The organism is Rhodohalobacter sp. 8-1 (assembly GCF_038150125.1).
Lineage (GTDB): Bacteria > Bacteroidota > Rhodothermia > Balneolales > Balneolaceae > SW132.
In genome coordinates, this window is the sequence record NZ_JBBVMF010000003.1 from 115,770 (window position 1) to 142,371 (window position 26,602).

The 26,602-nt window shown below is 43.3% G+C and carries 24 protein-coding genes; 18 read left to right on the forward strand and 6 right to left on the reverse strand.

Going from position 1 to position 26,602, the window contains the following annotated elements; translation table 11 throughout:
* Positions 1–280 precede the first annotated feature (280 nt).
* From AABW11_RS03605 to hemW, 5 genes are all read left to right on the forward strand, one after another.
* Positions 281–1,540, forward strand: a complete 1,260-nt coding sequence (locus AABW11_RS03605) for a PAS domain-containing protein (protein WP_340103406.1) — start codon at positions 281–283, stop codon at positions 1,538–1,540.
* 157 nt (positions 1,541–1,697) lie between these two features.
* The gene (locus AABW11_RS03610; RefSeq protein ID WP_340103407.1) at positions 1,698–2,150 is read left to right on the forward strand and encodes a SufE family protein; all 453 of its coding nucleotides are present in this window, start codon (positions 1,698–1,700) and stop codon (positions 2,148–2,150) included.
* Positions 2,151–2,273: 123 nt separating this feature from the next.
* Complete coding sequence (locus AABW11_RS03615) at positions 2,274–2,894, forward strand: DsbA family protein (RefSeq protein WP_340103408.1); 621 nt, start codon at positions 2,274–2,276, stop codon at positions 2,892–2,894.
* Positions 2,895–2,896: 2 nt separating this feature from the next.
* Complete coding sequence (locus AABW11_RS03620; RefSeq protein ID WP_340103409.1) at positions 2,897–3,451, forward strand: gamma carbonic anhydrase family protein; 555 nt, start codon at positions 2,897–2,899, stop codon at positions 3,449–3,451.
* Positions 3,452–3,577: 126 nt separating this feature from the next.
* Positions 3,578–4,717 (forward strand): radical SAM family heme chaperone HemW, encoded by a 1,140-nt coding sequence (gene hemW, locus AABW11_RS03625; RefSeq protein WP_340103410.1) that lies wholly within the window; start codon positions 3,578–3,580, stop codon positions 4,715–4,717.
* Between the two features lie 84 nt (positions 4,718–4,801).
* Here hemW and AABW11_RS03630 read toward each other — a convergent pair whose 3' ends face one another.
* The 5 genes from AABW11_RS03630 to AABW11_RS03650 form a co-directional block, all read right to left on the reverse strand.
* Complete coding sequence (locus tag AABW11_RS03630) at positions 4,802–8,578, reverse strand: lamin tail domain-containing protein (protein WP_340103411.1); 3,777 nt, start codon at positions 8,576–8,578, stop codon at positions 4,802–4,804.
* A 371-nt stretch (positions 8,579–8,949) separates the two neighbouring features.
* The gene (locus AABW11_RS03635) at positions 8,950–9,438 is read right to left on the reverse strand and encodes an ankyrin repeat domain-containing protein (protein WP_340103412.1); all 489 of its coding nucleotides are present in this window, start codon (positions 9,436–9,438) and stop codon (positions 8,950–8,952) included.
* 546 nt (positions 9,439–9,984) lie between these two features.
* Entirely contained in the window at positions 9,985–11,322 is a 1,338-nt protein-coding gene (locus tag AABW11_RS03640; protein ID WP_340103413.1) for an alanine/glycine:cation symporter family protein, read from the reverse strand.
* 195 nt (positions 11,323–11,517) lie between these two features.
* A complete protein-coding gene (locus tag AABW11_RS03645; RefSeq protein WP_340103414.1) occupies positions 11,518–11,988 on the reverse strand; it encodes a DinB family protein in 471 nt (156 codons plus the stop codon).
* Positions 11,988–12,725, reverse strand: coding sequence for a MarC family NAAT transporter (locus AABW11_RS03650; RefSeq protein ID WP_340103415.1), 738 nt, complete (start codon positions 12,723–12,725; stop codon positions 11,988–11,990). The genes AABW11_RS03645 and AABW11_RS03650 overlap by 1 nt, the downstream gene beginning before the upstream one ends.
* Before the next feature lie 92 nt (positions 12,726–12,817).
* Between AABW11_RS03650 and AABW11_RS03655 the strand changes: the two genes are divergently transcribed.
* The 6 genes from AABW11_RS03655 (at position 12,818) to lpdA (ending at position 20,213) form a co-directional block, all read left to right on the forward strand.
* Positions 12,818–13,273: a GAF domain-containing protein gene (locus AABW11_RS03655; RefSeq protein WP_340103416.1), complete on the forward strand. Its 456-nt coding sequence runs from the start codon at positions 12,818–12,820 to the stop codon at positions 13,271–13,273.
* A gap of 61 nt (positions 13,274–13,334) precedes the next feature.
* Positions 13,335–14,765 (forward strand): CCA tRNA nucleotidyltransferase, encoded by a 1,431-nt coding sequence (locus AABW11_RS03660; protein WP_340103417.1) that lies wholly within the window; start codon positions 13,335–13,337, stop codon positions 14,763–14,765.
* Between the two features lie 42 nt (positions 14,766–14,807).
* Positions 14,808–15,065 (forward strand): SemiSWEET transporter, encoded by a 258-nt coding sequence (locus AABW11_RS03665; protein ID WP_340103418.1) that lies wholly within the window; start codon positions 14,808–14,810, stop codon positions 15,063–15,065.
* Between the two features lie 16 nt (positions 15,066–15,081).
* Entirely contained in the window at positions 15,082–15,957 is an 876-nt protein-coding gene (gene ispE, locus AABW11_RS03670) for a 4-(cytidine 5'-diphospho)-2-C-methyl-D-erythritol kinase (RefSeq protein ID WP_340103419.1), read from the forward strand.
* A 134-nt stretch (positions 15,958–16,091) separates the two neighbouring features.
* Positions 16,092–18,551: a glycogen/starch/alpha-glucan phosphorylase gene (locus tag AABW11_RS03675; RefSeq protein ID WP_340103420.1), complete on the forward strand. Its 2,460-nt coding sequence runs from the start codon at positions 16,092–16,094 to the stop codon at positions 18,549–18,551.
* Positions 18,552–18,791: 240 nt separating this feature from the next.
* The gene (lpdA, locus tag AABW11_RS03680) at positions 18,792–20,213 is read left to right on the forward strand and encodes a dihydrolipoyl dehydrogenase (protein ID WP_340103421.1); all 1,422 of its coding nucleotides are present in this window, start codon (positions 18,792–18,794) and stop codon (positions 20,211–20,213) included.
* Between the two features lie 128 nt (positions 20,214–20,341).
* Here the strand turns inward: lpdA and AABW11_RS03685 are convergent, their stop codons facing one another.
* Positions 20,342–20,506 (reverse strand): hypothetical protein, encoded by a 165-nt coding sequence (locus AABW11_RS03685; RefSeq protein WP_340103422.1) that lies wholly within the window; start codon positions 20,504–20,506, stop codon positions 20,342–20,344.
* 352 nt (positions 20,507–20,858) lie between these two features.
* Here AABW11_RS03685 and AABW11_RS03690 point away from each other — a divergent pair, with 352 nt between their 5' ends.
* The 7 genes from AABW11_RS03690 (at position 20,859) to AABW11_RS03720 (ending at position 26,578) form a co-directional block, all read left to right on the forward strand.
* On the forward strand, positions 20,859–21,551 hold the full coding sequence (locus AABW11_RS03690) for an energy transducer TonB (protein WP_340103423.1): 693 nt from the start codon (positions 20,859–20,861) through the stop codon (positions 21,549–21,551).
* Positions 21,552–21,777: 226 nt separating this feature from the next.
* Positions 21,778–22,515: a lipoyl(octanoyl) transferase LipB gene (gene lipB / locus AABW11_RS03695; RefSeq protein WP_340103424.1), complete on the forward strand. Its 738-nt coding sequence runs from the start codon at positions 21,778–21,780 to the stop codon at positions 22,513–22,515.
* Between the two features lie 201 nt (positions 22,516–22,716).
* Complete coding sequence (lipA, locus tag AABW11_RS03700) at positions 22,717–23,598, forward strand: lipoyl synthase (RefSeq protein WP_340103425.1); 882 nt, start codon at positions 22,717–22,719, stop codon at positions 23,596–23,598.
* A gap of 78 nt (positions 23,599–23,676) precedes the next feature.
* Entirely contained in the window at positions 23,677–24,369 is a 693-nt protein-coding gene (gene plsY, locus AABW11_RS03705) for a glycerol-3-phosphate 1-O-acyltransferase PlsY (protein ID WP_340103426.1), read from the forward strand.
* Complete coding sequence (locus tag AABW11_RS03710; protein WP_340103427.1) at positions 24,366–25,376, forward strand: NAD(P)H-dependent glycerol-3-phosphate dehydrogenase; 1,011 nt, start codon at positions 24,366–24,368, stop codon at positions 25,374–25,376. The genes plsY and AABW11_RS03710 overlap by 4 nt, the downstream gene beginning before the upstream one ends.
* A 62-nt stretch (positions 25,377–25,438) precedes the next feature.
* A complete protein-coding gene (locus AABW11_RS03715; RefSeq protein ID WP_340103428.1) occupies positions 25,439–26,119 on the forward strand; it encodes an AlbA family DNA-binding domain-containing protein in 681 nt (226 codons plus the stop codon).
* Positions 26,120–26,128: 9 nt separating this feature from the next.
* Positions 26,129–26,578, forward strand: a complete 450-nt coding sequence (locus AABW11_RS03720; RefSeq protein ID WP_340103429.1) for a HesB/IscA family protein — start codon at positions 26,129–26,131, stop codon at positions 26,576–26,578.
* Positions 26,579–26,602 lie beyond the last annotated feature (24 nt).

Consider the following 26,602-nt stretch of genomic DNA (forward strand, 5'->3'; position numbering starts at 1 on the left):
GGGATAATTGAGAGGTTTGGCTTCTTATACTATAGCAATTTGAATGTGCAAAAACCAAGAAAGTTCGATTTCGCTATAAAATGGAGAATTGTATGTTTAAAAATCAGCGGTACTGACCGATAAATGTTAAGAGGGTGGACTAAATCAGATTAATTTAAATTATTTGGGAATTCCTGAACTTTAAGACCGAAAGTAAATGTTCACGAGGTAGCCATTAAGACCGTATGGTCATTGGCTTTTAATAAAATCGATATTTAAACATTATACAGGTATCTTTTCTATGAATCAGAAGCACAAAGAAACACTGCATCAGCTCGCAAAAGACGAAGATTCAGCAAAAAAACTTGAAGGGTTATTTAGCGAACTGGAAAATGAGAGGGACACTGCTAAAGAGCATCTAAACCTTCTGGAGAATGCAATACGCAGCGATTACGATTCAATTATTATTACGACTCTGGAACTTGATAAGCCCGGGCCGCAAATCGTTTATGTTAATGATGGATTTACGCGAATGACGGGGTATTCTCGTGATGAAGCAATTGGTAATACGCCGAGAATGCTTCAAGGTGAAAAAACAGATCGCGCTGTGCTGGATAAATTGAAAAAGCGACTCAAAGAGGGACAGGCATTTTTTGGCCACACAGTGAACTACCGGAAAGATGGAACTGAATTCATTAATCAGTGGGATATCCACCCTCTCACAAATGAAGAAGGTGAAATTACGCACTGGGTGTCTTATCAGCACGACATCACCGAGCGAAAACGATCTGAAAAACGGGTAGTTGATACAAATATCGAATTTGACAAACTTGCTGAAGAATCCAAGAAAACACTAATTGATCTGGATGAGCAGGGTAATATAGTTACATCAAATAAAGCCTTCAGGGACCTGATTGGTTTTGATAACGATGAGCTGAAGAAAAAGAAGGTTTGGGAATTGATGGCAGATCCACATGTTGAGACTTTCAGACATAAATTTGACGTCTTTAAACCAAGCGATTTCGATGATAAAGCGTATAGAGTGAGTTTGGTAAATAAAAAAGGAAATGAAATTGAAGTTGAGGCAAAAGCCCGGGTTTTATCTTCAAATGGCCAGAAAATTGTAAGAATTGCTTTTGAGAACAAATCGCTGCAAAAGCGGATTATGAGCATGCTGGCAGGCCGGGACAAAGATTTTGACCGTGTGTTCGATAAGTCAAAAGACTTTAACTATAAGTTGTTCCCCGTAGCAGAAAATCATTATCAATTTGATTATGTCACGGAAACATTTTCTGAGCTGACCGGCATTGCATCCTCAGAAATACAGCAAACTGAATTGAGCGATTTTATTCATGAAGATGATATAGAAAAAGTGCTGAATCATTTTGAGGTTGTCCTTGATGGAAAGCCAAATACTGAACAATTCCGCATCAAAACGAAAGAAGGCGATTATGTAGAAGTCATCGATTACGCCAAGCCGGACTGGGATATTGATGAGTCCACTGTGAAGGCGATTAAAGGCGCAACTTCAACCGAAGTTTCGTCAGAAAAAAACGCATAAATCCTTTGTCACTTCGTTAAATATAAAAATAACATAAAACGCTGGGTTGACCTGGCGTTTTGTGTTTCAAGAAGAACAGGTTTCAACTACGAAATCAATTGATACGAGAATCATCCCATCATTCCACAGAAAATTGTCTATTTTTAGGCGTTAATGTATGAGTAATATTAGAAGTAAAATGGATATTCAGGAAAAACAGGATCGAATTATAAGAGAATTTCAGGCGCTGGATGACTGGCAGGAACGGTATAAGCATATTATAAAAACCGGTCAAAAACTTTCTCCCCTGGAAGACGAACATAAAGTTGAGGATAATCTCGTTAGGGGTTGTCAGTCACAGGTTTGGCTTGTAACAGATTTTGAAGATGGCAACGTTATTTTCAGGGCAGACAGTGATGCTGCTATCACAAAGGGCCTGGTGGCATTGATGGTGAATTTTTATTCAAACGAAGATCCCGACACAATTTTGGCGACCAGTCCGGACTTTATCAAAAAGATTGGGATGCAGGAACACTTGTCTCCGACGCGATCTAACGGCCTCGCATCTATGATCAAACAGATGAAAATCTATGCTATGGCCTACAAGGCAAAAATGGCGCAACAAAACTAACCGTATCTTGCTCAATAACGTACCAAGTGGGTGCTTTTTAATTAAGTCAGAATCGGCCTATATTCTATCGGTTTCACTTTGTCAACTTTTATCAATTTTTCTTATTCCTAATCAATACGATTCATGAACTGTAAATCATTTCAAATTGGCTCTTTTTTTCTTTCACTTATAATTGCCGGAAATCTTTTTTTTGTTAGTTGCTCTGGTGATGGCAATAATGAAACAGCCTCGTCTGAATCATCAAATCAAACGGCACAAACAGTAGAGATACTGAAATACAGTGACTTCAGCTGTCCGGCGTGTGAGAGCTTCGTTCCTATGGAAGAACAACTTAAAAGAGAGTTTGGGGACATGGTCCGGATTACCTATAAACACTTTCCTCTTAGTGGATTTCAATACAGCCGACTGGCCGCTCACGCTGCTGAAGCCGCTCGCGAACAGGGGAAATTTGATGAGATGCACGATTTAATTTTTGAGAACCAGGCGGAGTGGTCACGCGGTAACGCACGGGAGCATTTTGAGAGTTATGCAGAGCAATTAAATCTCGATATGGAACAATTTCGGCAGGATGTAGAATCTGAAGAAATTGCTCAGCGAGTAGAAAACGACAGACAGGAAGGAATGAGACGTTCGGTAAGATCAACACCAACATTTTTTGTAAACGGACGCAAACTGCAGCAAAACCCCCAAAATTACGAGCAGATGAAATCTATCGTAGAACTCTACATGTATCGCTCGAACTGATTATGATATATGAATTCCTGAAAAAATCGCCGCAGTTTGATGACACGGTATTTGTTGCCCCCAGTGCTGATATTATTGGTGATGTAATCTTGGGTAGCGACAGTTCCGTTTGGTTTAATACAACGATTCGGGGTGATGTAAACTATATCCGGATTGGAGAGCGAACAAATATTCAGGATAACGCATCTATTCACGTGATGAATCAAACTGGCCCAACGCATATCGGTGATGACGTAACTATAGGCCACAATGCAATGGTTCACGGCTGTACAATTCACGATCGCGTTCTCATCGGAATTCACGCCACGATTTTGGATGAGGCGGTGATTCCCTCTGATGTGATCATTGCAGCAGGTACGCTGGTGCCGCCCGGCAAAACGCTGGAATCTGGTTATCTTTATATGGGGTCCCCCGCCAGAAAATCTCGTAAGCTTTCAGATCAAGAGATTGCATCCATCAAACAGTCGGCACAAAATTATGTGAAATATCAACGGACGTACCGGCAAGTAGACACTTACGACGAAAATCCTTTCTACACTTCAGAAAAAAAAGTTTGATGAGGCTGTCCTTTTGAGATCAAAACTGATCTAAAGAAATCTTCGTCATTATTCTATTGCTCTTCTTTCAACCCTGAGTGATAGACTAATCTATAATTTACCCTACCAGAGATAACGTCATTTAATATGGCCGGTATTTATATTCATATTCCGTTTTGCAAGCAGGCGTGTAGCTATTGTAACTTCTACTTTTTGACCCGAAAAGAGCTTGTAGAACCCTTTGTTGATGCTCTCATTGAGGAGATCTTATCCTACAGAAGTCATCCCTTTTCAGAGCAAATTATTAAGACTATTTATGTGGGCGGCGGAACTCCCTCGCTGCTTAACCATCAACAGCTGAAGCAGATCTTTGATGCACTTCGGGATGTTTTTGATATTGATGCGGAGGAGGTCACGCTCGAGATGAATCCCGATGATGTGTCGGTAGAATACCTTAACGGCCTTCAGGATTTAGGTGTGAATCGTGCCAGCATGGGTGTTCAGTCATTCGATCCGGCACTGCTTTTGTTCATGCACCGTGCACATGATCCTTCAGAAGCTGAACAGGCGCTGGAGATGCTCCGTACAGCAAACTTTCCATCATTTACTGCAGATCTTATTTATGGCAATCCCGGACAGAGTCTCGATCAGCTTGACAGAGATATTGACCGATTGCTTAGCTATAATCCATCTCACGTTTCTGCTTATTCACTAACAGTTGAAGAAGGTACCCGGCTTGGTAAGCAGGTTGAACTTGGCCGCATAGATGTGCCCGATGATGATATTGTGGCCGAACATTTTGATCTTGTAGAAAAGAAGTTGCTCAAAAAAGGAATTAAACGCTATGAAGTGAGCAATTTTGCAATGCCCGGAAAAGAAGCTATACATAACAGTAATTATTGGCGTCACGTAAATTATCTTGGACTTGGCCCGTCTGCTCACTCACTGTTTTGGGCTGATAATGGAGCCTGCCGGTGGAGCAATAAGAAGGATATTAAACTGTATTTGTCAAAAGATTGGGACCAGCTGATTGATGAAGAGACAACTCTTGACCTGGTGGATCTGGCGGAAGAGAGGTTGATGCTTGGGTTAAGAACAGTAGAAGGTATTTCACCCGGAGAGATGAAATCTTTGTACGGTTATGAACTCACTGAAAAGCAGCTTGAGTGGCTGATTGGACAGCAGAAGGAAGGATTTATTTTGCTTGATGAGGATCACATTCGCCTGTCTGCGAAAGGTTTAAAGATTGCGGACTATCTGATTCTTGATTTGATTTCGAAGCGTTGAAAGTGCATAGAGAATATATCAGATAAAATAAAAAAAGCCCCACCGCGATTAAACGATGAGGCCTGTAGGTGTGTGTGGTAAAACCTATTTAATAAGTGTCATTTGCTTAGTTTCCATGAAGTTTCCTGCTCTGATTCTGTACAGGTAGACTCCACTTGCCAGGTTACTTGCATCAAACACAACACTGTGCTGACCCGCACTCATTCTTGAATCTACAAGAGTCGAAACAAGCTGACCGCTGATATTGTAGACTTCGAGCCGTACTTCAACAGAAGCGGGCAGAGTAAACTCAATCGTAGACGTTGGATTGAATGGGTTAGGGTAATTCTGAGACAGTGTGAACTGTTTTGGATCCTCAGATAACTCGTTGGAAACACCAAGATTTCGAGTAATTGACAGATCAAACGGTTCATTGGCAAATCGGACACCCGCATCAGCCTCCGCTGTTACCGTCCAGATCAATTCAGCTGTTTCACCTTCATTGACTCCCCGTGCAGCGAGAGCTACATCAATGGTCTGGAAATCAAGAGTCAGGGTTGTTGCTGTCCCATTTTCATCGGCCTGAATACTTAGCAGCGGATCACTGAAGTCATTTCCAACACTGTCTGCATGCCATGTATATGTAACGGCTTCAGCAGAAACAGGCTCTTCCCAGCTAATGACTATCTCTGTATCCGGGTCGCCACTCATTAATTCCAGCAGCGTTCCGTCGTCAGGTGAAAGGAGCGCAAAAGTTCCGATGTTGATATCACCGGAAAGCTCAACGTTGCCTTCAAACGCACCTTTGTAAGGCGCCAATTCACTTCTGGTAGTGCCATCAATATCAGTTGTTACTGAAACAAGCGGTGTTCCGGCAAGGTTATCATCACCAATGGATGCACCAGCTAATCTTAGGTTTGTTGCTGAGACAAATTCAACGTCTGCTTCACTAGAATTTCCATCTACATCTAGCGCCTGCCAGTCTGTTAAGGTATCAAAGCGATCTGTTCCAAACTGTGCGACAGCTGCAGATGCAGCTATGTCGAAGTTATTATAGTTCGATTCGAATGTTTCCATAACAGGCCAGTAGTATGCATAGGCATCACTTGCATCATGTTCTACAGAGAACAGATTGTTCATGAAGCTCCACGTCTGAGCTGTTGACTCTACACCTTCAATACCCACTGCGGCCAGATTGCCGGTGTCGGCAGAAGATGACATGCGGAATGTATTATGGTAAATCGTGTTGTTTGAACTGCCGGCAGCGTTATTGAGTACAATACCATATGCGCTATTTCCGGTGGCGCTTCCTGTATTTTCAAATGAGGGCACCGCGAACGTATTATTAACGACCATGTGAGGGCCTAACGTAGCGTTGAACACGATTCCGCCTGCATATGCAGCTGATTCAGTTCTGTTAACCGCAAGAGCTTTGAACTCATTATTTTGAATCAGGGTTTCTCCGGAAGTCAGCACGAGATAAATTCCGGCATAAAAGCCTTGATCTTCCCGCGGATTAACGATCCATATGCTGTTGCCATCGTATACGTTATCCAGGTTCCAGAATGTTGTAATACCCCGGTGGTTCGCGTAAATATCGTTGTCAACAACAGAGGTGTTGTTCGGATTAGTTTGAGTTCCCCATAGGCGCAGTCCGTCACCATATGGTGTGCTTTCGGAACCAATAGTATTGTTTTCGATAAGCAGATTTACGATTCCGCCTGTATCCGCGTTATTTCTGCGAGCACGAATGCCGGCTGTTGCTGTTGCGGTACCGGTATAGGTAATATTGGTATTCTTAATCGTATTGTTAGCTGAAGCGCCATATACACTTACCAATCCGTTACCGCCAATCAGTTCATCTGATGAGGTAATAGTAAGATCACGTGTGTTTCCACCCGGTTCGTTAGAACCGTCAATGGTTACCCAGTTCGAGTTAAGGATCAGAAATCCCACGCCTTCGTTTTCATCTTCAGCAGTGTTATTAGCAGACACTGTGATTGTAGGTGAAGTTCCCGGAGCAGGCTTTATAGTGAGTCCGTTCATTTCAGTGAGATCGTCACGCGATATTTTAATGACGCTGGTGGTTTCATCGAGGTCTTCAGCGATATAGAAAGTTGCTGCAGATGCCAGGCCAACCTCATTTAGTGCGTTGACTGCCTCACCAAGCGATGCGAAACCTTGAGCGTTTGCACCCTGTGGAATGTAATAGTCTCCTGCAAGTGGTTCAAGAGGCTGTACCTCAGGTGTTGGCTCTCCCAGGTTTGAGAAATCGTCCTGATCATTTACGATCCATTCTGAATCATCGGCGTTCGTCCCGAAAGATGCCAGAGGGGTTGGGTTTCCTGCTGTTACAGATGGCTTTCGAAGAAGCGTATGCTCTCTGGCTCCCTCTACAACTCCGGCCACGTCCCAGTTGGTGTCACTGTCGGGGTCGCCAAATACATCGAGTCGTGTGGTATCTGCTGTCGCAGGATTGATGTGAATCAGAGCCCTGGCATCGTTTCCATTAAAATGAATTGGGCTGGGAAAGCCGAGGACTTCATCAGCATTTTCTGTTGCAAACAAGGTTGCGTCGACCTGGTCAGTTATTAACACATATGTGCCGCCTCCTTCAATGGAAGCCCCTTCAGCAAATTCGAAATAGAATTCCCAGCCGCCACCATTTGAGGACTGTTCAATCCGGTAGTTCGCGAGAGCTATCGTAGAGTCGGTATTATTGAAAATTTCCAGCGCTTTATTATTGCTGGACCCTTCAATGTATTCCGAGAAGAAAAGATTAGATGGCAGCTCAGCTACCGGCTCCTCTTCTATCGTTCCGGAAAATGCAGCTAATCCGTTTACACCTTCGAGGGCAAATACGTTGTAGGAGCCGTCATTGTTAACTCGAACTTGCCCTTCGCCGTGTATTGAACTAAATGTATCAACGTCATCGCCTAGCAAAGGAGTTTCGCCAACAGTAACAGGAGATAATGGATCAGTTACGTCATATATATAAACACGCCCGGTTTTGTTACCAGTATCAACTCCATCGGGTCGATATGTATAGACCGAAAGATAGTCAGAACCGTCTATTTGAAAAGCTTCGATTCCGTTTCTGGAGCCAGTGTAATTGGTTGCTGGAAACTGACTGTTTTCTACATACTCACCTGTGCTTGTATATCGTTTGGGTGAAGATCCGTTACCCGCGATATAAAAATCAGAACTTCCGCCTGTCATGAGTGGATAAGCGTCAGCATTGCCGGGAATAGCCACGTTTGAGCTTGAAAGGGTAATTGTATCAATCGTCCAGTTAGCGCCCTGGTCATCAGTTGTTGCAACGTGAACGATACCCGGATCGCTACTGGCTACCGGCATCCATACTTCAATCGTGTTGTCTGCTACAGAACCAACTACTGAAAATTTGTCTCCCACACGACCGTCTACGTTAATTGTGAGTGAATCAGCATAAGCCCCGCCTTCACTGGTCCACCAATAGAGACGGAATGGGCTCTCGGCAGACGTCGTAAGGTTTCCGAGAAATATTATTCCGTCATCGGAAATTTCTAGATCATTAAGAGCATATGTTCCGCCTGAAACGCCGGTGAGATCAAAAGGAGTGGAAGGTGTGATGTCATCACCCGTTTCTGCATCTATTACTCTTATAGTATTATTTGTTCTATCCGCAGCATAAATACGCTCATTTCCATCTACTGTACCATAACCAATCCCTCTCACAAAACCGGCTGAGAACCAGTCTGGTTTTGGGTTTTCGGCTCCGGTTCGATCCGATCGCTCCCAAACCGTTTGAAGTTCCTGAGCTTTTGCATCGTTGGTAAATCCGCCGAAAAGAAGAGCGGAGACCAATACATAAAAGCCAAATTTTAGTAATGTTGGATTCATATCGATTAATTTTAGATTAATAATTGTGACCAGCTCGTGAATTGAGGGTCATTTATCGCTGTTCGAGTACAAAGTTTTTACCTAGGTATTTGACAGGATTTGATTCTTGATAGTTAATCTAAAATCTTTTGATCAAAATGAAAGATTAAAAAGCGCTCGCGAGCCGAAAAGCGACTGATATGGGTGTGGAAGCGGTTCCAAAATAGTGAGGCGGTCGTTAAATTGCTAAGAAGTTTAAGATCCATAGGAGAAAGAGCGTTAAAAAAAGAATTTCTTAAGCATGGCGCCAAAAGATTTTCGCAGATTGTAAAATAAAAAAAGCCCCGCTTCTTTACAGAAACGGGGCTTGAATTCATGAATTAAAATTCAGCTTATCGGCTGAACGATACCACATCAGTTCCATTGAGAAACTCTGCTACGGATGCATGTCCGTTGCGAAGGGCAATCTGTACTGAATTGAACCCTTTGTTATTTCTCAGTGTCTGATCAGCACCGTTCTCTTTCAAATCTTTGACGATCGAAAGAATACCATTGGCTGATGCAACCATCAGTGCTGTATCACCACTGTTATTACGGCGGTTTACATCTGGATTATGCGCCAGTACAATGTCTATCATACGTGGGTTTCCAATTTTGGTTGCCAGCATCAACGGTGAATTGCCTGCCTGATCTACCGTGTCAACAGTTGCGCCTTCAGCAAGTAATACGTTTAAGCTGATGATATCGATGTTGTTTACTGCTTCAATAATATTTTCAGCAACAACAAAATCGGTATCAGTTGTGTGGTTAGTTTGCATCGCGTTTAGCGGTGCAAATGTCGCAAGTGAAATTGCGATTAGTGTAGCAATTATGGACTTCATTATAGTGTCTATTTTACTCTTATAAGTTTCCCTGATTATTTTTTATGCCGGGTTTTTGTCAGGATGTTAGGTGTATTTATCCGGCCTCTAAATTCGGTTGTTATAACGGAATAAAAATAAGGAAGGTTTCGGTTTTTGAGGGGTTTATATGCAACTCATAGAAAGTAATTTGAGCATGATAAACGGAGTAAATAAGTAAATCTGAATAACCTAAAATATTAAGTAAAATCGCTTACAATTTTCCAGAGATTAAAGTAGTAACGCGTAAAGATCGAGAAATGACAAAAATAATTTAAGTTTTTGAGCGAAATACTTATTTCTTGTGCTGTCATTCAGCAAATGATTTACAGGCCTGAGGGAAGATCAGGGTAATGTCTTGATAAAATAAAAGGGAGAAGGAAAATGTAGCCCAAAAGGCTCGGTAATAAACAAGTGAGCTTGCAGAAAAGGAAAGCTTGTTTGCCATGATCGAAACAAACGCATTTGAAAAACCGGGAGATTTTCGCTGATAAAATCGCCCGGTTTTGAATGCAGACTGATAATCAGCTACAGATCGAAGTCGCCGCTTTTCAATCGCCGTCCATAATCGACTGTCGCCTGCCTAACTTTCGGAGAGAGAAGCAGTGCCGATACCATGGTTGGTATTGCCATAATTGCAAACATACCATCTATAAGATTAATGACGGCATCAATAGAAACAACGGCCCCAAAAATAATGGTAACAACATAAAAATAGTTGTAATAATGCTGCCGTTCTGCCCCAATTAAAAAGCCAAGGCACTTGGTGCCGAAATAAGAGTACGTTAACATAGAGCTGATAGCGAATATAACAACGCTTACGACAAGAATATAGGCGCCTGACGGGCCATAAACCTCTACGAAAGCCATGAGTGTCATGGTGATGCCGTTATCAGTTGAACCGCGCCACACATCGGTTACGAGAATTGCCAGTGCTGTCATTGTGCATATCACTATAGTGTCGATCACAGGACCCATCATTGCAACAATTCCTTCACGAACAGGCTCCTTTGTTTTTGCCGCGCCGTGAGCGAGTGACTCTGTACCGATACCTGCCTCGTTGGAGAAAGCACCGCGCTGTATACCTGTTCTTATAATTTCACCTACAGCTCCGCCGAGGGCCGCCTTTGCCGTAAAAGCATCAGTAAATACTAGGGCGAAAGTTGAAGGTATGTCTGCTATATGAATAAAAAGAATATAGAGGACACTGAAAAAGTATAAAACTACCATAAAAGGAACCATCCGCGCGGCGACATGTCCGATGCGTTTGATCCCGCCAAATATAACCAAGGAAACCAGGCCTGCAAGCACAACGCCGGTAAGGAAATTTACCATAAAGAATCCCCCATCAACCTCCCAGCCGGCAGGTTCGTAGACAACGTCGCGTAGAATTTGAGTAAGCTGATTCGCCTGGAAAATTGGCAGAGGCCCGAAAAGGCCACCTAACGCAAAAAGAATGGCAAGCGGCTTCCATTTTGATCCCAGCCCTTCCATAATAACATACATCGGCCCGCCCTGAATGTCACCACGGGAGTCTTTTCCACGATAGAGAATGGCTAGGGTACAAGTGAAGAATTTTGTAGCTACACCCAGAATTGCGCTGACCCACATCCAGAAAAGAGCGCCAGGGCCTCCCATAAATATGGCCACAGCAACCCCGCTGATATTTCCAAGACCGACGGTGGCCGCCAGAGCACTAGACAGCGCCTGGAAGTGGTTGATGTCGCCCGGATCGTCGGGATCATCGTACTTTCCGCGCAGTAGTTCTACTGAATGTTTGAAATATTTATAGGGCGCTAATCGGGAGTAAAGAGCAAAAAAGACACCTCCGCCTACTAAAAGATAGACGAGAGGATCTCCCCACATAAACGATGAAAATTTGGCAAGAACTGATTCTAAAGTTTCCAGGGATAAATCCGGTTAATTTTCGTTTTAAAGTTAAATCAGAAGTGTTTAAGAATTAACCTAAACCATGTTATGAAAATAGCCTGATAGCTAATTATTTAATTAATCAAGAAATTGAATCCGCATGAGGAAAACAAATGATATGTGCTTTAAAGCCTAATTATCGCTTCGGATATAGTGTATGTAATCTATAGGAGGTGCATCGATTTCAGCCTGACCCAGTAAGAGGTTTATTTGTGCCCTGTGGTGCTGACCGTGAAGAATCAAGTGAGTGCAGATTTCACTAAAGCGACTGGTGTAGGTGACGCCTTTCGTATTTTGGTAAATGAGAGGCGTATCCATTTCCAGATCATGATCTCCAATTAAATCAATCCACTCTTTATGTATGCCTTTGGCTTCTGGTTTGATACCGTCGATATCATACTCATACCAAAGATCGATATGTGAAATATCTCTATCGAGTACCCGCCCATACCAAATGCGCTGGGCATTTACAATATGTGATAGAAACGCGATGCATGCCGGCCGACTGCTAAATTCTCTTCTTTCAGTGAGGAGGTCAGTTATTTTACGCGTACACCACAAATCAAAAATGAAAAGTCTCTGAATTGATTGTCGTTCGTTCATCAAACATTGAGGTTAAAATATTGAGAAATCCCGCTGAGAATAAACTGAACACTAATTGCCAAAACAATGAACCCCATCAGGCGTGTCATGACGTTAAGGCCTGTATAACCGATGTATTTCTTTGAAATCGGAGCAAGGCGCAACAGAGCGTATGAAATCAATACCACAAGAAGTATGGAAAGCGCGTGAATTAAATAATCTGAGGGTCCTGTAGCTTGAGAGGCAAATCCAATGACAACCGCAAGGCTTCCTGGTCCGGAGAGAATAGGGAGTGCAAGCGGACTGAATGAGACATCTTCTTTCTCCATGGCCGCTGCTTTTCCCTCTTCTGTGAGCTTTTTTCCTGGATCCTCAGGATTGAGCATGGCATACCCCGATCTCATAATAATGAGTCCACCTGCTATACGAACGCCAGGCAGGCTAATGCCAAAAAAACTGAGTACGTAAGTGCCAATCAGCAAAAACACAATCAGCAGTACAAACATGTAAATGGATGCTTTTTTGGCGGTACGCACTCTCTCCTCATCCGTAAACCGGTTGGTGAGAGACAGGAACACGGGGATTGCCGCCAGTGGATTAGCTACAGAAAAGAGCGACGTAAAACTGGCCAGTAAAAGCGCGATTGATGTAAATAAAAAAGAGCCGTTTTCGGCCAGTGAAGAATCAGATATAAGTTCAAACATACCCTCAAAGATAGAGAGGATTTCAAGACTTTTAAATGCCCAATATCGGAACATTAAAATTTGTATTTTTGATGCCTGAAAATGAATTGGCGTCACGCCATATAATTAACATGAGCGCACTGAGTAAATTAGTACACGGCACTTTTATGAATACAGATTTAATCAAAAAAGAAGTTTTAGAAATTATAGCATCAACTCACAGCAGGGATAAAACGCTGCAAGAAATTGCAGAATTATTGAACAGGGAAGTTCCTGAGTTTAACTGGACCGGCTTTTATCTGTCATCTGTCACTGAAGAGCGGATGCTCGAGCTGGGCCCTTATGTAGGAGAGGAGACCGATCACACGAAAATACCCTACGGGACGGGCATTTGCGGACAGGCGGCTGAAACGCTGGATACATTTGTTGTTCAGGATGTATCGGAAGCGGATAACTATCTTGCCTGCAGTGTAGATGTGAAATCTGAAATTGTGGTGCCAATCATGAAAAATGGTGAATTTGTAGGGGAGCTTGATATTGATTCCCATACAAAGCATGCTATTACAGAAGACCACAAAAACCTTTGTGAATGGATCTGCAAAGAGCTTGAGACAGTTTTTTAAAATTTAATAGATAAGAACAACACCTTAAAATGACTGTCAATTTTTAGATCCCAATTTTTACATGAAAAAACAACAGCAGCTGAATATCCCGAATGAACATCTGGAACTGTTCCGAACCATCGGAAAGGTTGCGGACTCACTCGGGCAGCCGGTATATGTGGTTGGCGGATATGTGCGTGACTACTACCTTGGTCGGCTTGATGCAGATGCGATTGCTGATATTGATTTTGTGACCGTTGGCTCGGGTATTAAACTTGCCAGGAAGGTAGCTAAACAGCTGGGGACAACAAATCTTTCGGTTTTTAAACGATTTGGCACCGCCCAGATTAAACATGATGATCTGGATCTTGAATTTGTAGGTGCAAGAAAAGAAAGCTACCGGCAGGATTCCCGGAAGCCGACCGTAGATGACGGCACACTTGAGGATGATCAGCTTCGCAGGGATCTTACCATTAATGCGCTATCCTGGAGCCTGAACGAAGATTCGTTTGGTGTTTTACACGATCCATTTCACGGTATCAAAGATCTTCAGGATAAACGCATTCGAACACCTATTGACCCGGAAAAAACGTTTGAGGATGATCCGCTGCGGATGATGCGGGCCGTTCGGTTTGCCACACAGCTTAAGTTTGAAATTGACGGTGAAACGTTCAAAGCCATTCAGAAAATGGCACACCGGTTGTCAATTATATCAAAAGAAAGAATTACAGAAGAGCTCAATAAAATTGTGCTGAGCCCCACACCATCTGATGGATTTGCCCTTTTACTTAAAACCGGTCTGTTGAAGGAGTTTTTCCCGGAAATGGTTAATCTGCAGGGGGTGGATGTTCGAAACGGTCAAAAACATAAAGACAATTTCTGGCACACACTGGAAGTGCTCGATAATGTGGCAAAAGTAAGCGATGACTTATGGCTGAGGTGGGCGGCCATTATGCACGATATTGCCAAACCTCCGACAAAGCGGTTTTCAAAATCAGCCGGGTGGACATTTCACGGGCATGATGCACTGGGTGCAAAATGGACCCCAAAGATTTTCAGGCGACTGGGCCTGCCTCTCGATGACCGCATGAAATATGTTAAGAAGCTGGTGCGACTTCATTTGAGGCCGATCGCACTTGTATCAGATGAGGTGTCGGATAGCGCAGTCCGTCGTCTGATTTATGAAGCCGGTGACGACATTGACGACCTGATGAAGCTATGCCGGGCCGACATCACCAGCAAGAATGAGTGGCGGGTTAAGAAATACCGAAGAAACTTTGATCGGGTCGAAGAGAAGATCGAGTCGGTGGAAGAGAAGGATAAAATGCGCAACTGGAAAAATCCTATCAGTGGTGAAGAGATCATGGAAGTGTTTGGTGTAAAACCCGGGCCTTTGGTTGGAAAGGTGAAAGATGAGATTAAAGAGGCAATATTGGAAGGTGATATTCCAAATACATATGAAGCTGCATACGACTACCTGATGAAACTAAAAGAGAAGTACTCCACAAATTGATTACTGATCAGCCAAAATATCAACCGTACAAACTGGGAAATTATGGACAATTTTACAATAATCGGATTAGCGGCAGGCTTCTGCACAACCGCAGCATTTTTGCCACAAGCGGTTAAAACATGGCGATCCAAGTCGGCCAAAGATCTGTCGCTTGGCATGTATCTTATTTTTTGTACCGGTGTTGTGCTTTGGCTTACGTATGGTATCCTCATATCAGACCTGCCGATCATCCTCACGAATTTAGTCACGCTGATATTAGCAATCAGTATTCTATATTTTAAACTGACATTCAAAGAATAAACGATCAACGTAAGTTATGAGCAACAAACTATGGATTGCGGAATCGTTTGGGAAAATAAACCTTGGGTTGCACGTTTTGGAGCGACTGCCAACCGGCTACCATCGAATTGAAACCGGGTTTGCATTTATAGAATGGAGCGATCGTTTTGAAGTGCAGGAAGCCGAAGCGTTCGATTTGGTGATGAAAGAGAGTGATATTCCCGCCGATGGAACGAACCTTATTACGCTTGCCTACGACGCATTTGATACTTACGTGGGTCTTAAAACGCAGTACCGGTTTGAGGTTACTAAGAATATTCCGGCCGGTGCAGGTCTCGGGGGAGGCAGCAGCAACGCGGCTCTAACATTCAGAATGTTGAATAAAATGGAAGGAGCCGGATTATCTGATAATGATATGGTTGATCTGTGTCGCGATCTCGGGGCAGATATTCCATTTTTTATTCATGGAAAGCCTGGAGTTGGAACGGGTATTGGCCAGGAAATTGAACACCTGGATATTCAGCCAGACGCGTGGATTGTTACTATTTATCCCGGGTTTGAAAGCTCTACAGCTGAGGCGTATCGAAACTGCGAACCCAATCCGGAACCGGATTTTTCAATAAAAGGAGTGTTGGAAGAGGAGCCGATTGAAGAGTGGCAGGTTCTACTTCAAAATAACCTGGAACCTGCAGTTATTCCGCGGCATGAGATGATTGGCAACATCAAAGATCAGCTGGTAGACTTTGGAGCCGACTATGCTGCAATGAGCGGCAGCGGTTCCACAGTTTTTGGAATATTTGAACAAGATTTTGTTGCTATTAACGCGTATGAGTCGTTTCATAATCTTGGATTTCAAACAAACTTGACACGGCCCAAATTTAAGCCAGATCACGGAATTTACATTAAAGATTGAATAAGTGGTTACAGCGCTTGCAAGGGCTTCATGCGCTGCAAATTCGGAAGCCTTAAAAAGATTAGAAGCTGTTTTATCTTTGAAGAAAAACAGGCATTTTTAAATAATTTTATAAACTAATATCCCCAAAATTTATGGCTGACAATAATAAAAGCGAAGTGAGAAGCGGAATGGACGTGAATGCATTCCGGGATGACATCAAGCAGCATTTGAGATACACCCTGGCGAAAGATGAATATTCGTCGACTGAATGGGATAACTACCGAAGTGTAGTCTTAACGGTGATGGACCGGCTGCATGACCGCTGGATTGAAACGCAGCAAAGTTACTATAAAAAAGACAGAAAGCGAGTTTACTACCTGTCGATGGAGTATCTGATTGGCCGCCTGATGGATAATATGCTTGTAAATTTAGGCCTGCAGGATGTTGCCGCAGAAGCCATGGAAGACATCGGACTCGACTATGACAAAGTTCGAGCTGCTGAGTGGGATGCCGGTCTTGGTAACGGCGGGCTGGGCCGGCTCGCTGCCTGTTTTCTTGATTCAATGGCTACACTGGGAATCCCTGCCATAGGTTATGGTATTCGATACGATTACGGAATTTTTTATCAATCCATCGAAAATGGCTACCAGGTGGAAAAGCCCGATCTATGGCTGCAGTATGGCAACCCTTGGGATATCGTTCGCCCAAAGGTGCAGTATACGGTTCCTTTTTACGGAAACTCGGTTGCATACAATGATGATGAAGGCAATGTGCGGTTTCGCCTTGAAGATACACATGAGGTGCGCGCTGTTGCCTATGATATACCCATTCCTGGGTACAAAAATGACGTCGTTAATAACCTTCGTCTCTGGAAGGCGGGGGCATCAGCGACCATAGATCTGAAAAGTTTCAACCAGGGTGAGTACATCGATGCCGTGCGTGATACACAGCTGAAAGAAAATATTTCACGCGTACTCTATCCGAACGATAAAATGTTTAAGGGGATGGAGCTTCGGCTCAAGCAGGAGTTTTTCCTGGTCACCGCTTCCTTACAGGATATTTTGAGACGCTTCAGAAAAACAGAGGACGACTGGACAAAACTTCCCGAAAAAGTAGCCATTCAGTGTAACGATACACACCCTAACCTCGCGATACCGGAATTGATGCGAGTACTGGTTGATGAAGAGGGCCTTGATTGGGATAAAGCCTGGGAGATTACGGAAAAAACCATGGCGTATACTAATCATACGCTGATGCCTGAAGCGCTTGAAAAATGGCCTGTGTCGCTGATGCGTAATTTGCTGCCGCGTCACCTGCAGATTATTTATGAAATCAACCGGCGCTTTCTGCAGAAGATTCAGGCAGATGTTGGCGACGATCGCGGAAAAATCAGCCGTTTGTCAATCATCGGCGAAGGCGAGGATCCCGTGGTTCATATGGCGTCTCTTGGCATCGTTGGGTCACATAAGATAAATGGCGTTGCGGCTCTTCACAGTGATTTGATTAAGAAGACGCTGTTTCGTGATTTCTACGAGATTTTTCCGGAGAAATTCACGAATAAGACAAACGGCATCACACCCCGCCGATGGCTGCGACAGTGTAACAGGGACCTGGCTGACCTGATTACATCCAAAATTGGAGAGGATTGGGTCACTGATCTCGATCAGCTCAAAAAACTGGAAGAGTTCGTGGATGACAAATCATTCGTGAAGAAATTCGTTGACGTGAAACAGGCTAACAAACAGCGCATGGCGGATTATATCAAAGAGCATCGTGATATAGAAGTGAACACGTCATCTATGTTTGATATCCAGATTAAACGGATTCACGAGTATAAACGTCAGCTGATGCTTACGCTCTACGCCATCACGCAGTACAACAGGATTAAGGAAAACCCTGATGGTGACTTTGTACCGCGGACCATACTTGTAGCAGGTAAGGCCGCTCCCGGGTATACTATGGCGAAGCTCTTTATCAAACTGATGAATGATGTTGGTGAGAAAATCAACAATGACCCGGATGTGGGCGATAAGCTCAAGTTTTTATTTCTTGAAAATTACAGCGTGACACTCGCTGAGAAAATGATTCCATCGGCAAACCTTTCTGAACAGATATCAACAGCCGGTAAAGAGGCATCAGGTACTGGCAATATGAAATTTGCTCTGAATGGCGCCCTCACTATTGGTACGCTTGATGGAGCCAATGTTGAAATTAAGGAAGAAGTTGGCGACGAAAATATCTTCATCTTTGGAAATACGGTGGATGATGTAGACCAGCTGCGGCGGGAAGGGTATAATCCGTGGGATTACTATAACGCAAACCCTGAGCTCAAGAAAGTGCTCGATCAGATAAAGAACGGATTCTTTAACGATGATAAAGAGCTGTTTGATCCGATTATCGACTCATTGCTCAATAAAGGAGATTACTTCCTGGTTCTTGCTGATTATGAATCGTATGTCGACAAACAGGGAGAAGTTGATGAGCTCTATAAAGATCAAAAAGAGTGGAACCGAAAGGCATTGCTAAATACCGCGCGTGTAGGAAAGTTTTCTTCAGACCGGACGATTCGGGATTATGCGGACGAGATCTGGAATGTGAAAGTAGAACGGTAAACAAAGCAATGCTGGCCGTGAGCTTTTTAAAAAGCTCACGTACACTTGCAATACAGTAAGCCGCGCTGATGATTATGTGTAGCCTGATGTTCTTCGGATTCATAAACTGATCACATCAATCATTTATATATCAGCACGATATTCCTTATTTTAACAAGCTGTAAATAACCGGATACCGGGCATCGGTATACAGATTCCGGTTTTTGGAAATTTTACTAATTAAAAAGATACTGACTTAACATGGCTAAAGAATTTGATGTTTGTGTAATTGGAACCGGCCCTGGCGGGTATGTGGCTGCCATTCGAGCAGCTCAACTTGGATTTAAAACAGCCGTTGTAGAAAAAAGATTTTTAGGCGGTGTGTGTCTGAATATTGGATGTATTCCTACGAAAGCACTTCTGCGATCAGCTGAAGTTTTTGAATCCATTGCCCACGCTTCTGATTATGGGGTGGATGTAAAAGAGTATAGTGCGAACTTTGACGGAATGATAAAGCGGAGCCGGAAAGTGGCTGACAAAATGAGCAAAGGCGTCAAGTTTTTAATGAAAGCCAATGACATTGAGGTTCTCAATGGAACCGGTGTGTTTAAATCTGAAAAAGAGCTGGCTATTCAGGATGATAAAGGAAAAGAGAAAGAGACGGTAAAAGCCAAGCATTTTATTATTGCCACGGGTGCGAGACCGCGACAGCTTCCCAACCTGGAAATTGACGGTAAAATGATTATCGACTCTGAGAAAGCCATGCAGCTCGATAAGCAGCCTAAAAAGCTGGTCATTATTGGTGGCGGCGCTATCGGATCTGAATTTGCCTATTTTTACAATTCTATTGGCACGGAAGTAACGTTAGTTGAGCTGGAAAAAACACTTGTGCCTGTCGAAGATGCCGATGTGGGTAAAGAGCTCAGTAAGATTTATAAGAAGAAGGGTGTCAATGTAATGACCGACAGCACTGTTGAAAAAGTCGAGAAGAAAGGAAAAGGCGTTAAAGTAACTATCAATACCAAGAAAGGCGAAGAAACAGTTGAGGCCGATATGGTTCTCTCCGCCGTTGGTGTGGTTGGAAACGTTGAAAACATTGGATTAGAAAAAGCCGGCGTTGAAACCAAAAAAGGCGACATTGTTGTTGATAAATCCACCTATAAAACTTCAGCCGATAATATTTATGCCATCGGTGATGTGATTGGCGCTCCCTGGCTTGCGCATAAAGCATCTCACGAGGCTACAGTGCTTGTTGAGCAACTTGCAGGCGAAAATCCCCACCCTGTTCGCTACGACAACATTCCGGGATGTACGTATTGTGAACCACAGGTTGCATCAGTAGGGTTAACTGAGCAAAAAGCGAAAGATGAAGGCTATGACGTGATGGTTGGAAAGTTTCCATTCTCCGCCAGCGGAAAAGCCGCCGGCCTTGGACACGAGGAAGGATTTGTAAAAGTTGTCTTTGATAAAAAATATGGCGAATGGCTCGGGTGCCATATGATTGGCTCACATGTCACGGAACTGATTGCCGAAGCTGTCGTGGCTCGCGACTTGGAAACCACAGGACACGAGATCATTAGCGCAGTTCACCCTCACCCAACAATGAGTGAGGCCGTAATGGAAGCCGTAGCAGAAGCATATGGCGAAGGAGTTCATCTTGGGTCAAAGCCTAAGAAAAAATAATGAACTCCGGCAGCTTGAAACTGTTATGCAATTACAAATTAAGTAAAAAAGCCGGGCACTCTACCCGGCTTTTTTATGCGACATCTGAGCAATCGTTGATTAACCTGGTTACCTGAGGCCGAATGTTATCATTGCTGAATTGCACGTAAAGAAGTCCGGTAAGGGCGATCGTTTAGCACATTCTTTTCCAATACTGTCATACCACGTCTCGGCGTGATATTTCCTGCCTTTTCGGAAACTGTAGATCCCACGTCGGGCGCGGAATAGAGTCCTTCATGGACTGCTTTAGCCATTTTTATCATATTTTTGAATCGAACTCAGGATGGTGGTGAGCAAAAAATAGAGATTGATTTTACACCCTGATTATTTCTGTTTTTGAATTTGAGGTATTACCTATTCAAGTATTACTTAGTTATATATAGACCAGAAATTACCGGACTGATTTTTCGTAAGCCTTCGTCATTTTAAGCCAGCATATCATTTTTGGATGCCCTATCTGATGACTTGACAATGGGTAGCTTTCCTTTTGAAAATACTATTCTTTTTGTGCACATCTAGAATTCACAATCAATCTGTATTTTTAAAGCAGATAAAAAGGTCATAAATACCGAATACATATAGGGTCATTTTAATGGGAGGCTTGAGATGGAAAGAAAAAATAAAAATAGAAAATTCAGAACTAACAGAGATCCGAAAGTTGATCTTAGGAAGTACTACACAATATTTTTTGAAGTAGGGTTAATAATAACGTTAATGGTGTTTATCGGGCTAACGCGGATGAACTTTGTACCATCCGATGAGCAAGATTTTGTTTTACAAACACAGGATGTTGTTGAGATGGAGGAAATTATCCAGACGAAACAGCGAGAGATGGTTCCGCCGCCACCACGTCCGCCAGTTCCTGTAGCAGTTCCAAATGATGTTATCATCGAAGACGTGGACATTGATATTAATGCCGAGCTTGATTTGTCTGCAGATGGATATTTGCCACCGCCACCTAAGTCAAAAGAAGAGGAAGTGGAAGATGAGCCGGAACAGGATTTCTTTATAGCTGTTGAAAAAATGCCTGAGATTATCGGTGGTATGAAAGGTATCCAAGAGAGGATTCAGTATCCCGAACTGGCAGTAAAAGCAAATATACAGGGACGGGTATACGTGCAGTTTATCGTCAATGAAAACGGTGAGGTTGAAGATCCCGTGGTACTCCGGGGAATTGGAGGCGGTTGTGACCAAGAGGCTGTCCGGGTAATAAAAGAAACAAAATTCTCTCCCGGAATGCAGAGGGGGCGCCCGGTGCGTGTACGGTATTCATTACCTATAATTTTCATGCTCCGTTAGTATTCGGTTGAAAAACCAGCGTTGACCAACCCCATTTGCCTGATTAGCAAATGGGGTTTCTGTTTTGAGGGCTTTTCAAGACAGTTTCTTGTCAAATTTCGGTATTATCGAGTTATCGAAAATCGGTTAGCGGCGCTCCGCTTTCTCACCTTTTCAGCGGCTGGTTTTGAACGATATCAAAATCCCTGGTTTTGCAAAGCCCTCTTATAAATGGTTATCTTTAATCATGGGAAATCGAGTAGAATTATTTGATTTAGGAACAATGCCTTACCGCAAGGCGTGGGATCTTCAGCGTAAAACACAGAAGCAGCTAATAGACCAAAAACTTGCGGCCAGGAATGATCCAAATCATAAAAAAAAGATACCGGACTCTTTAATTTTTGTTGAGCATCCCCACGTTTATACATTGGGTAAAAGCGGAGATGCAGCTCATCTGCTTAAAGGATTGGTCGAACTTAAAAAGATCGACGCTGATTTTATTGAAAATGATCGCGGCGGCGATATTACCTATCACGGGCCCGGTCAAATTGTTGGATATCCCATCCTGGATCTCGACCGTTACTTTACCGACGTCCATAAATATCTGCGATACCTGGAGGAAGTCATCATCAGAACATGTGCCGACTATGGTATAAGCGCAGGGCGTATTGATGGTCTGACCGGAGTATGGGTTGAAGATGAGAAAATTTGTGCAATGGGTATCCGCTGTTCTCGATGGGTAACCATGCACGGGTTTGCGTTAAACGTGAATGCCGACCTTAGCTATTTTGATCACATTGTCCCTTGCGGAATCCGTGATAAACAAGTGACTAGTCTCTCTAAAATTCTTGGCAAATTTATTGACATAGATGAGGTTAAACGCCGCGTAGCTCATCATTTTTCTGAGCAGTTTGGCGCAGAAATCTCGGAAATCTTTGATGGGGATCAACTGTTAAAGAAAATCAGAAAAACCAGTCGTGCCTGAGAAAAATTCTGCCGGTGCACAAGACGTACCACGTACGATTTTCTAACGAAATAAAAGTTTAACAACTCCTTTACGTTAGCAACTCCACCTTTTGATAAGATCCATCATAATCTTGCCAGCTTATTAACACCTTTGTAAAATTCACAGTATCTTCAGGTGGAAAAACTATTATAGTTTGCACTATCAAAAAAAGACGGCTAAATGATTAAAGAACTGAATGTATTAGAAGACTCTTCACCCGGCCAACGGCGTCCGGATTGGCTGCGTGTAAAACTACCATCAGGTGAAAAGTTTAAAGAAGTATCAGATACTATTCGAAAAAACAATCTGAACACAGTTTGTTCAGAAGCCCGATGTCCAAACATGGGAGAATGCTGGGGAGCCGGTACGGCTACCTTTATGATATTAGGTGATATCTGTACACGATCGTGTGCATTTTGCGCCATTAAAACCGGCCGCCCCGTGCAGGGATTGGATTGGGATGAGCCCCGGCGCGTGGCAGATGCCGCATCAAAAATGAAATTAAAGCATGTTGTGCTTACATCAGTAAATCGTGATGAGCGCAAAGATGGCGGAGCTCCTATATTTGCGGAATGCCATAAAGTTCTGCGTGAAATGATTGAAGGTGTAACTATTGAATCACTTATACCTGATTTCAGAGGTGCCTGGGATGATGCTCTTCAAATAGTTATTGACACCCCGCCGGATGTTCTCAGTCATAATCTTGAAACCGTACCCAGGCTTTACCGCTCAGTTCGTCCACAGGCGAAGTATGAACGCTCGCTGGAGCTGCTAAAACGCTGTAAGGATCAAAATCTCAGAACTAAAACCGGTATTATGGTAGGTCTCGGAGAGACCAGGGAAGAGGTCATTGAGCTGATGCAGGACTGCGTTGATCACAATGTTGATGTACTTACGATTGGCCAGTACATGCAGCCCACGAAAATGCACCATCCGGTTGTAGAGTGGGTTCATCCCGACCAATTTGCTGAATACAAAGAGATTGGCGAGAAACTCGGACTTGAACATGTTGAGAGTGGTCCGCTTGTCCGTTCATCTTATCACGCTGAGCGACACGTCTAAAAAGTTATCTCTCGATTCATTGTTCAATTTGTTATTATTGGAGAACGATGAATTATAACTCATTTGGAAACGCTTCCAATGCTCTCATTACTTTCTGTTATTGCTATTTGTTACCTGATAGGGGCCATACCCAGTTCGCTTTGGTATGGCAAAATCGTGCACAATGTAGATATCAGAGAGCACGGTAGCGGTAATGCGGGGGCAACCAATACGTTCAGAATTCTGGGTTGGAAAGCCGGCACAATTGTGCTGTTGTTCGATTTTGGGAAAGGATTGATATGTACTCTGTTCGTCAGCCAGCTGGCTTATCAAATAGGAAGTGGACCCGTTTCATTCTATGAAGGCTGGGATGTAGACTCCATGGTGCTGATCTTATGCGGAGTTGCTGCAGTTGTAGGCCATATGTTTCCCGTCTATGCAGGATTCAGCGGCGGCAAGGGAGCCGCGACAGCATGTGGCATGCTTTATGGAATAGAGCCGCTGTCGATATCCATCACGCTGGCAATCTTTTTAATTATTATGTTCTCCACTCATTATGTTTCTCTTGCCTCCATCACCGGCGCCTTTGTATTTCCTTTTTCTCAACTGATTTTACGTTATGGATTTGATTGGTACATCGATGGCAGCATTATGATATTCAGCTCATTGATTGCCCTGGGAATTATTGTTAAACATAAAGGGAATATTAAACGGCTGATTGAAGGGAATGAGAATAGGATTCAGTCTTTTAAACCCTCTGAAGGACACTTAAAACAGAAGGCAGACTCTTGAAAAAAGTAAGTATAATTGGTGCGGGAAGTTTCGGGACGGCTCTGTCCGTTGTATTAGGCCATGGAGGCTTCTCAGTAAGCTTATGGGCACGGGAACGCAACGTTATTGAAAAGATTAACTCGGAGCGCATGAATCCTGATTATATCTCTGATGTAGAACTTCCGGATTCTGTCAGCGCTACTGACTCTTTGAAAGTTGCTCTCGAAGATGCCGAAATTGTGCTATTCGCTACTCCTACTCACGCCCTCAGAGATGTCGCTTCAAATGTGAGGCCGTTGTTGACTGGCAAAGAGATTATTGTGACAGTATCCAAGGGTATTGAAAAGGATACGTTAATGACCCCCACGCAGATTCTTGTATCTGTGTTGGATGGTGTTGTATTAGAAGACCAAATTGGCGTTCTAAGTGGCCCCAGTCATGCGGAGGAGGTTAGCAGGTTCAAACCCACAACGGTAGTTGCAGCAGCTTACTCAAAGCGTGTAGCGCGTATTATTCAAGAGACATTCATGACGCCTATGTTCAGGGTCTACCTAAACCAAGACATCATTGGTGTTGAGATTGGTGCGGCTCTGAAGAATATCATGGCAATTGCGGCGGGTATTGCTGATGGAGCTGATATGGGGGATAATGCCGTGGCAGCACTCATTACACGCGGACTTCACGAAATGAAGCGAATGGGAGTGGCAATGGGTGCCTCACAGGATACCTTTGCGGGCTTGACAGGCCTCGGGGATCTAATTGTAACCTGTACGAGTGAGCATAGCAGAAACCGATATGTGGGTTATAACATCGGCCAGGGCAAAAAACTTGATGAAATAATTACAGGAATGAACATGGTGGCTGAGGGTGTTAAGACAACAGATTCAGTGAATCAATGGGCACAGAAGAACAGTATTGAAATGCCGATTACCAGTGCGGTTCATAAAGTACTTTTTGAAAATATGGACCCGACTGACGCACTAATTGAGCTGATGACACGTAATCCTAAGGAAGAGAAGATGATTTAACATTCTCCATCAGGAGCTTAGCTTGTGATGAGATGTTAAATAAAATACAAATAGACGGCAACATGAAGCTCCCCAACGGTGAAATTGTGATCTCCGAAATGAGTCCCGGAGATTTAAAGAATTTGGTACAAACCGGCGAAAGCACTCACCTCGAATTTAAACGCACAATACCAACCGCTAAAAAGATTGCGCGCGAAATTGCAGCCTTTGCCAATACAAGCGGAGGAACAATTTTAATTGGCGTGGATGATAACGGAACTATTCCAGGTATCAGAGAATACTTTGAGGAAGAATTTTTGCTGTTTCAGGCGGCCTACGATCACTGCGTTCCGGAAGTTCCCATCAAAATAGAACTCGTCCATTTCGGACCGGTTGACGTGATGGTTGTACGTGTACCGGAATCTAAAAATAAGCCCATATACAACAAGAACAAGAAAAAGCGGCGGGTGTACGTTAGAAGAAAAGACGCCAGTATGCTGGCAAGTGATGAACTGACTGAGATACTGAAACAGCAATATTCAAGCAAAGGTGTGACTTTTGAATATGGAAAGAACGAGCAGATGCTTTTTCGCTATCTAAACGAATATGGAGAAATTACCGTAAAAAGCTTTGCCAATTTGATTAATCAAACTAGTTACAGGGCGTCAAAAATTTTGGTTAACTTAGTGAGCGCTGGTATACTCAGTCTTTTCACTAAAAATGATATTGATTACTATACGTTTTCAAACAGAACAAAATCGTGATTTTATAGTATGGCTGTTAGAGAAGAAAATCTTGACGACGTTATTTCATCCCTGATTGATGACGATGGAGATGACACCAATGAGGCAAACGGACTTCCCGGTTTTCCAGAGGTATCTGGTGAGGTAGATGAACACCCGATAACTCTTACCGATCGGGCTGCAATTCAGATCCGGAAAATTAAAGAGAATGAAAATCTGGATTCTGAGCTTTATTTGAGAGTTGCCGTTGAAGGCGGCGGTTGCTCGGGGCTAAGCTATAAGCTGGGCTTTGATATCAAAACTGACGACGATGATATTTACGAAAGTCATGGTCTTGAAGTAATTGTGGATCCAAAACACATTATCTATCTGAACGGAATAACTATTGACTATCCGGATGGACTTGATGCAAGAGGGTTTACATTCGAAAATCCCAATGCAAGCGAAGCCTGTGGTTGCGGCTCATCTTTTGCGGTGTAGAGCTTTTTTGCTGACTCTTAATTA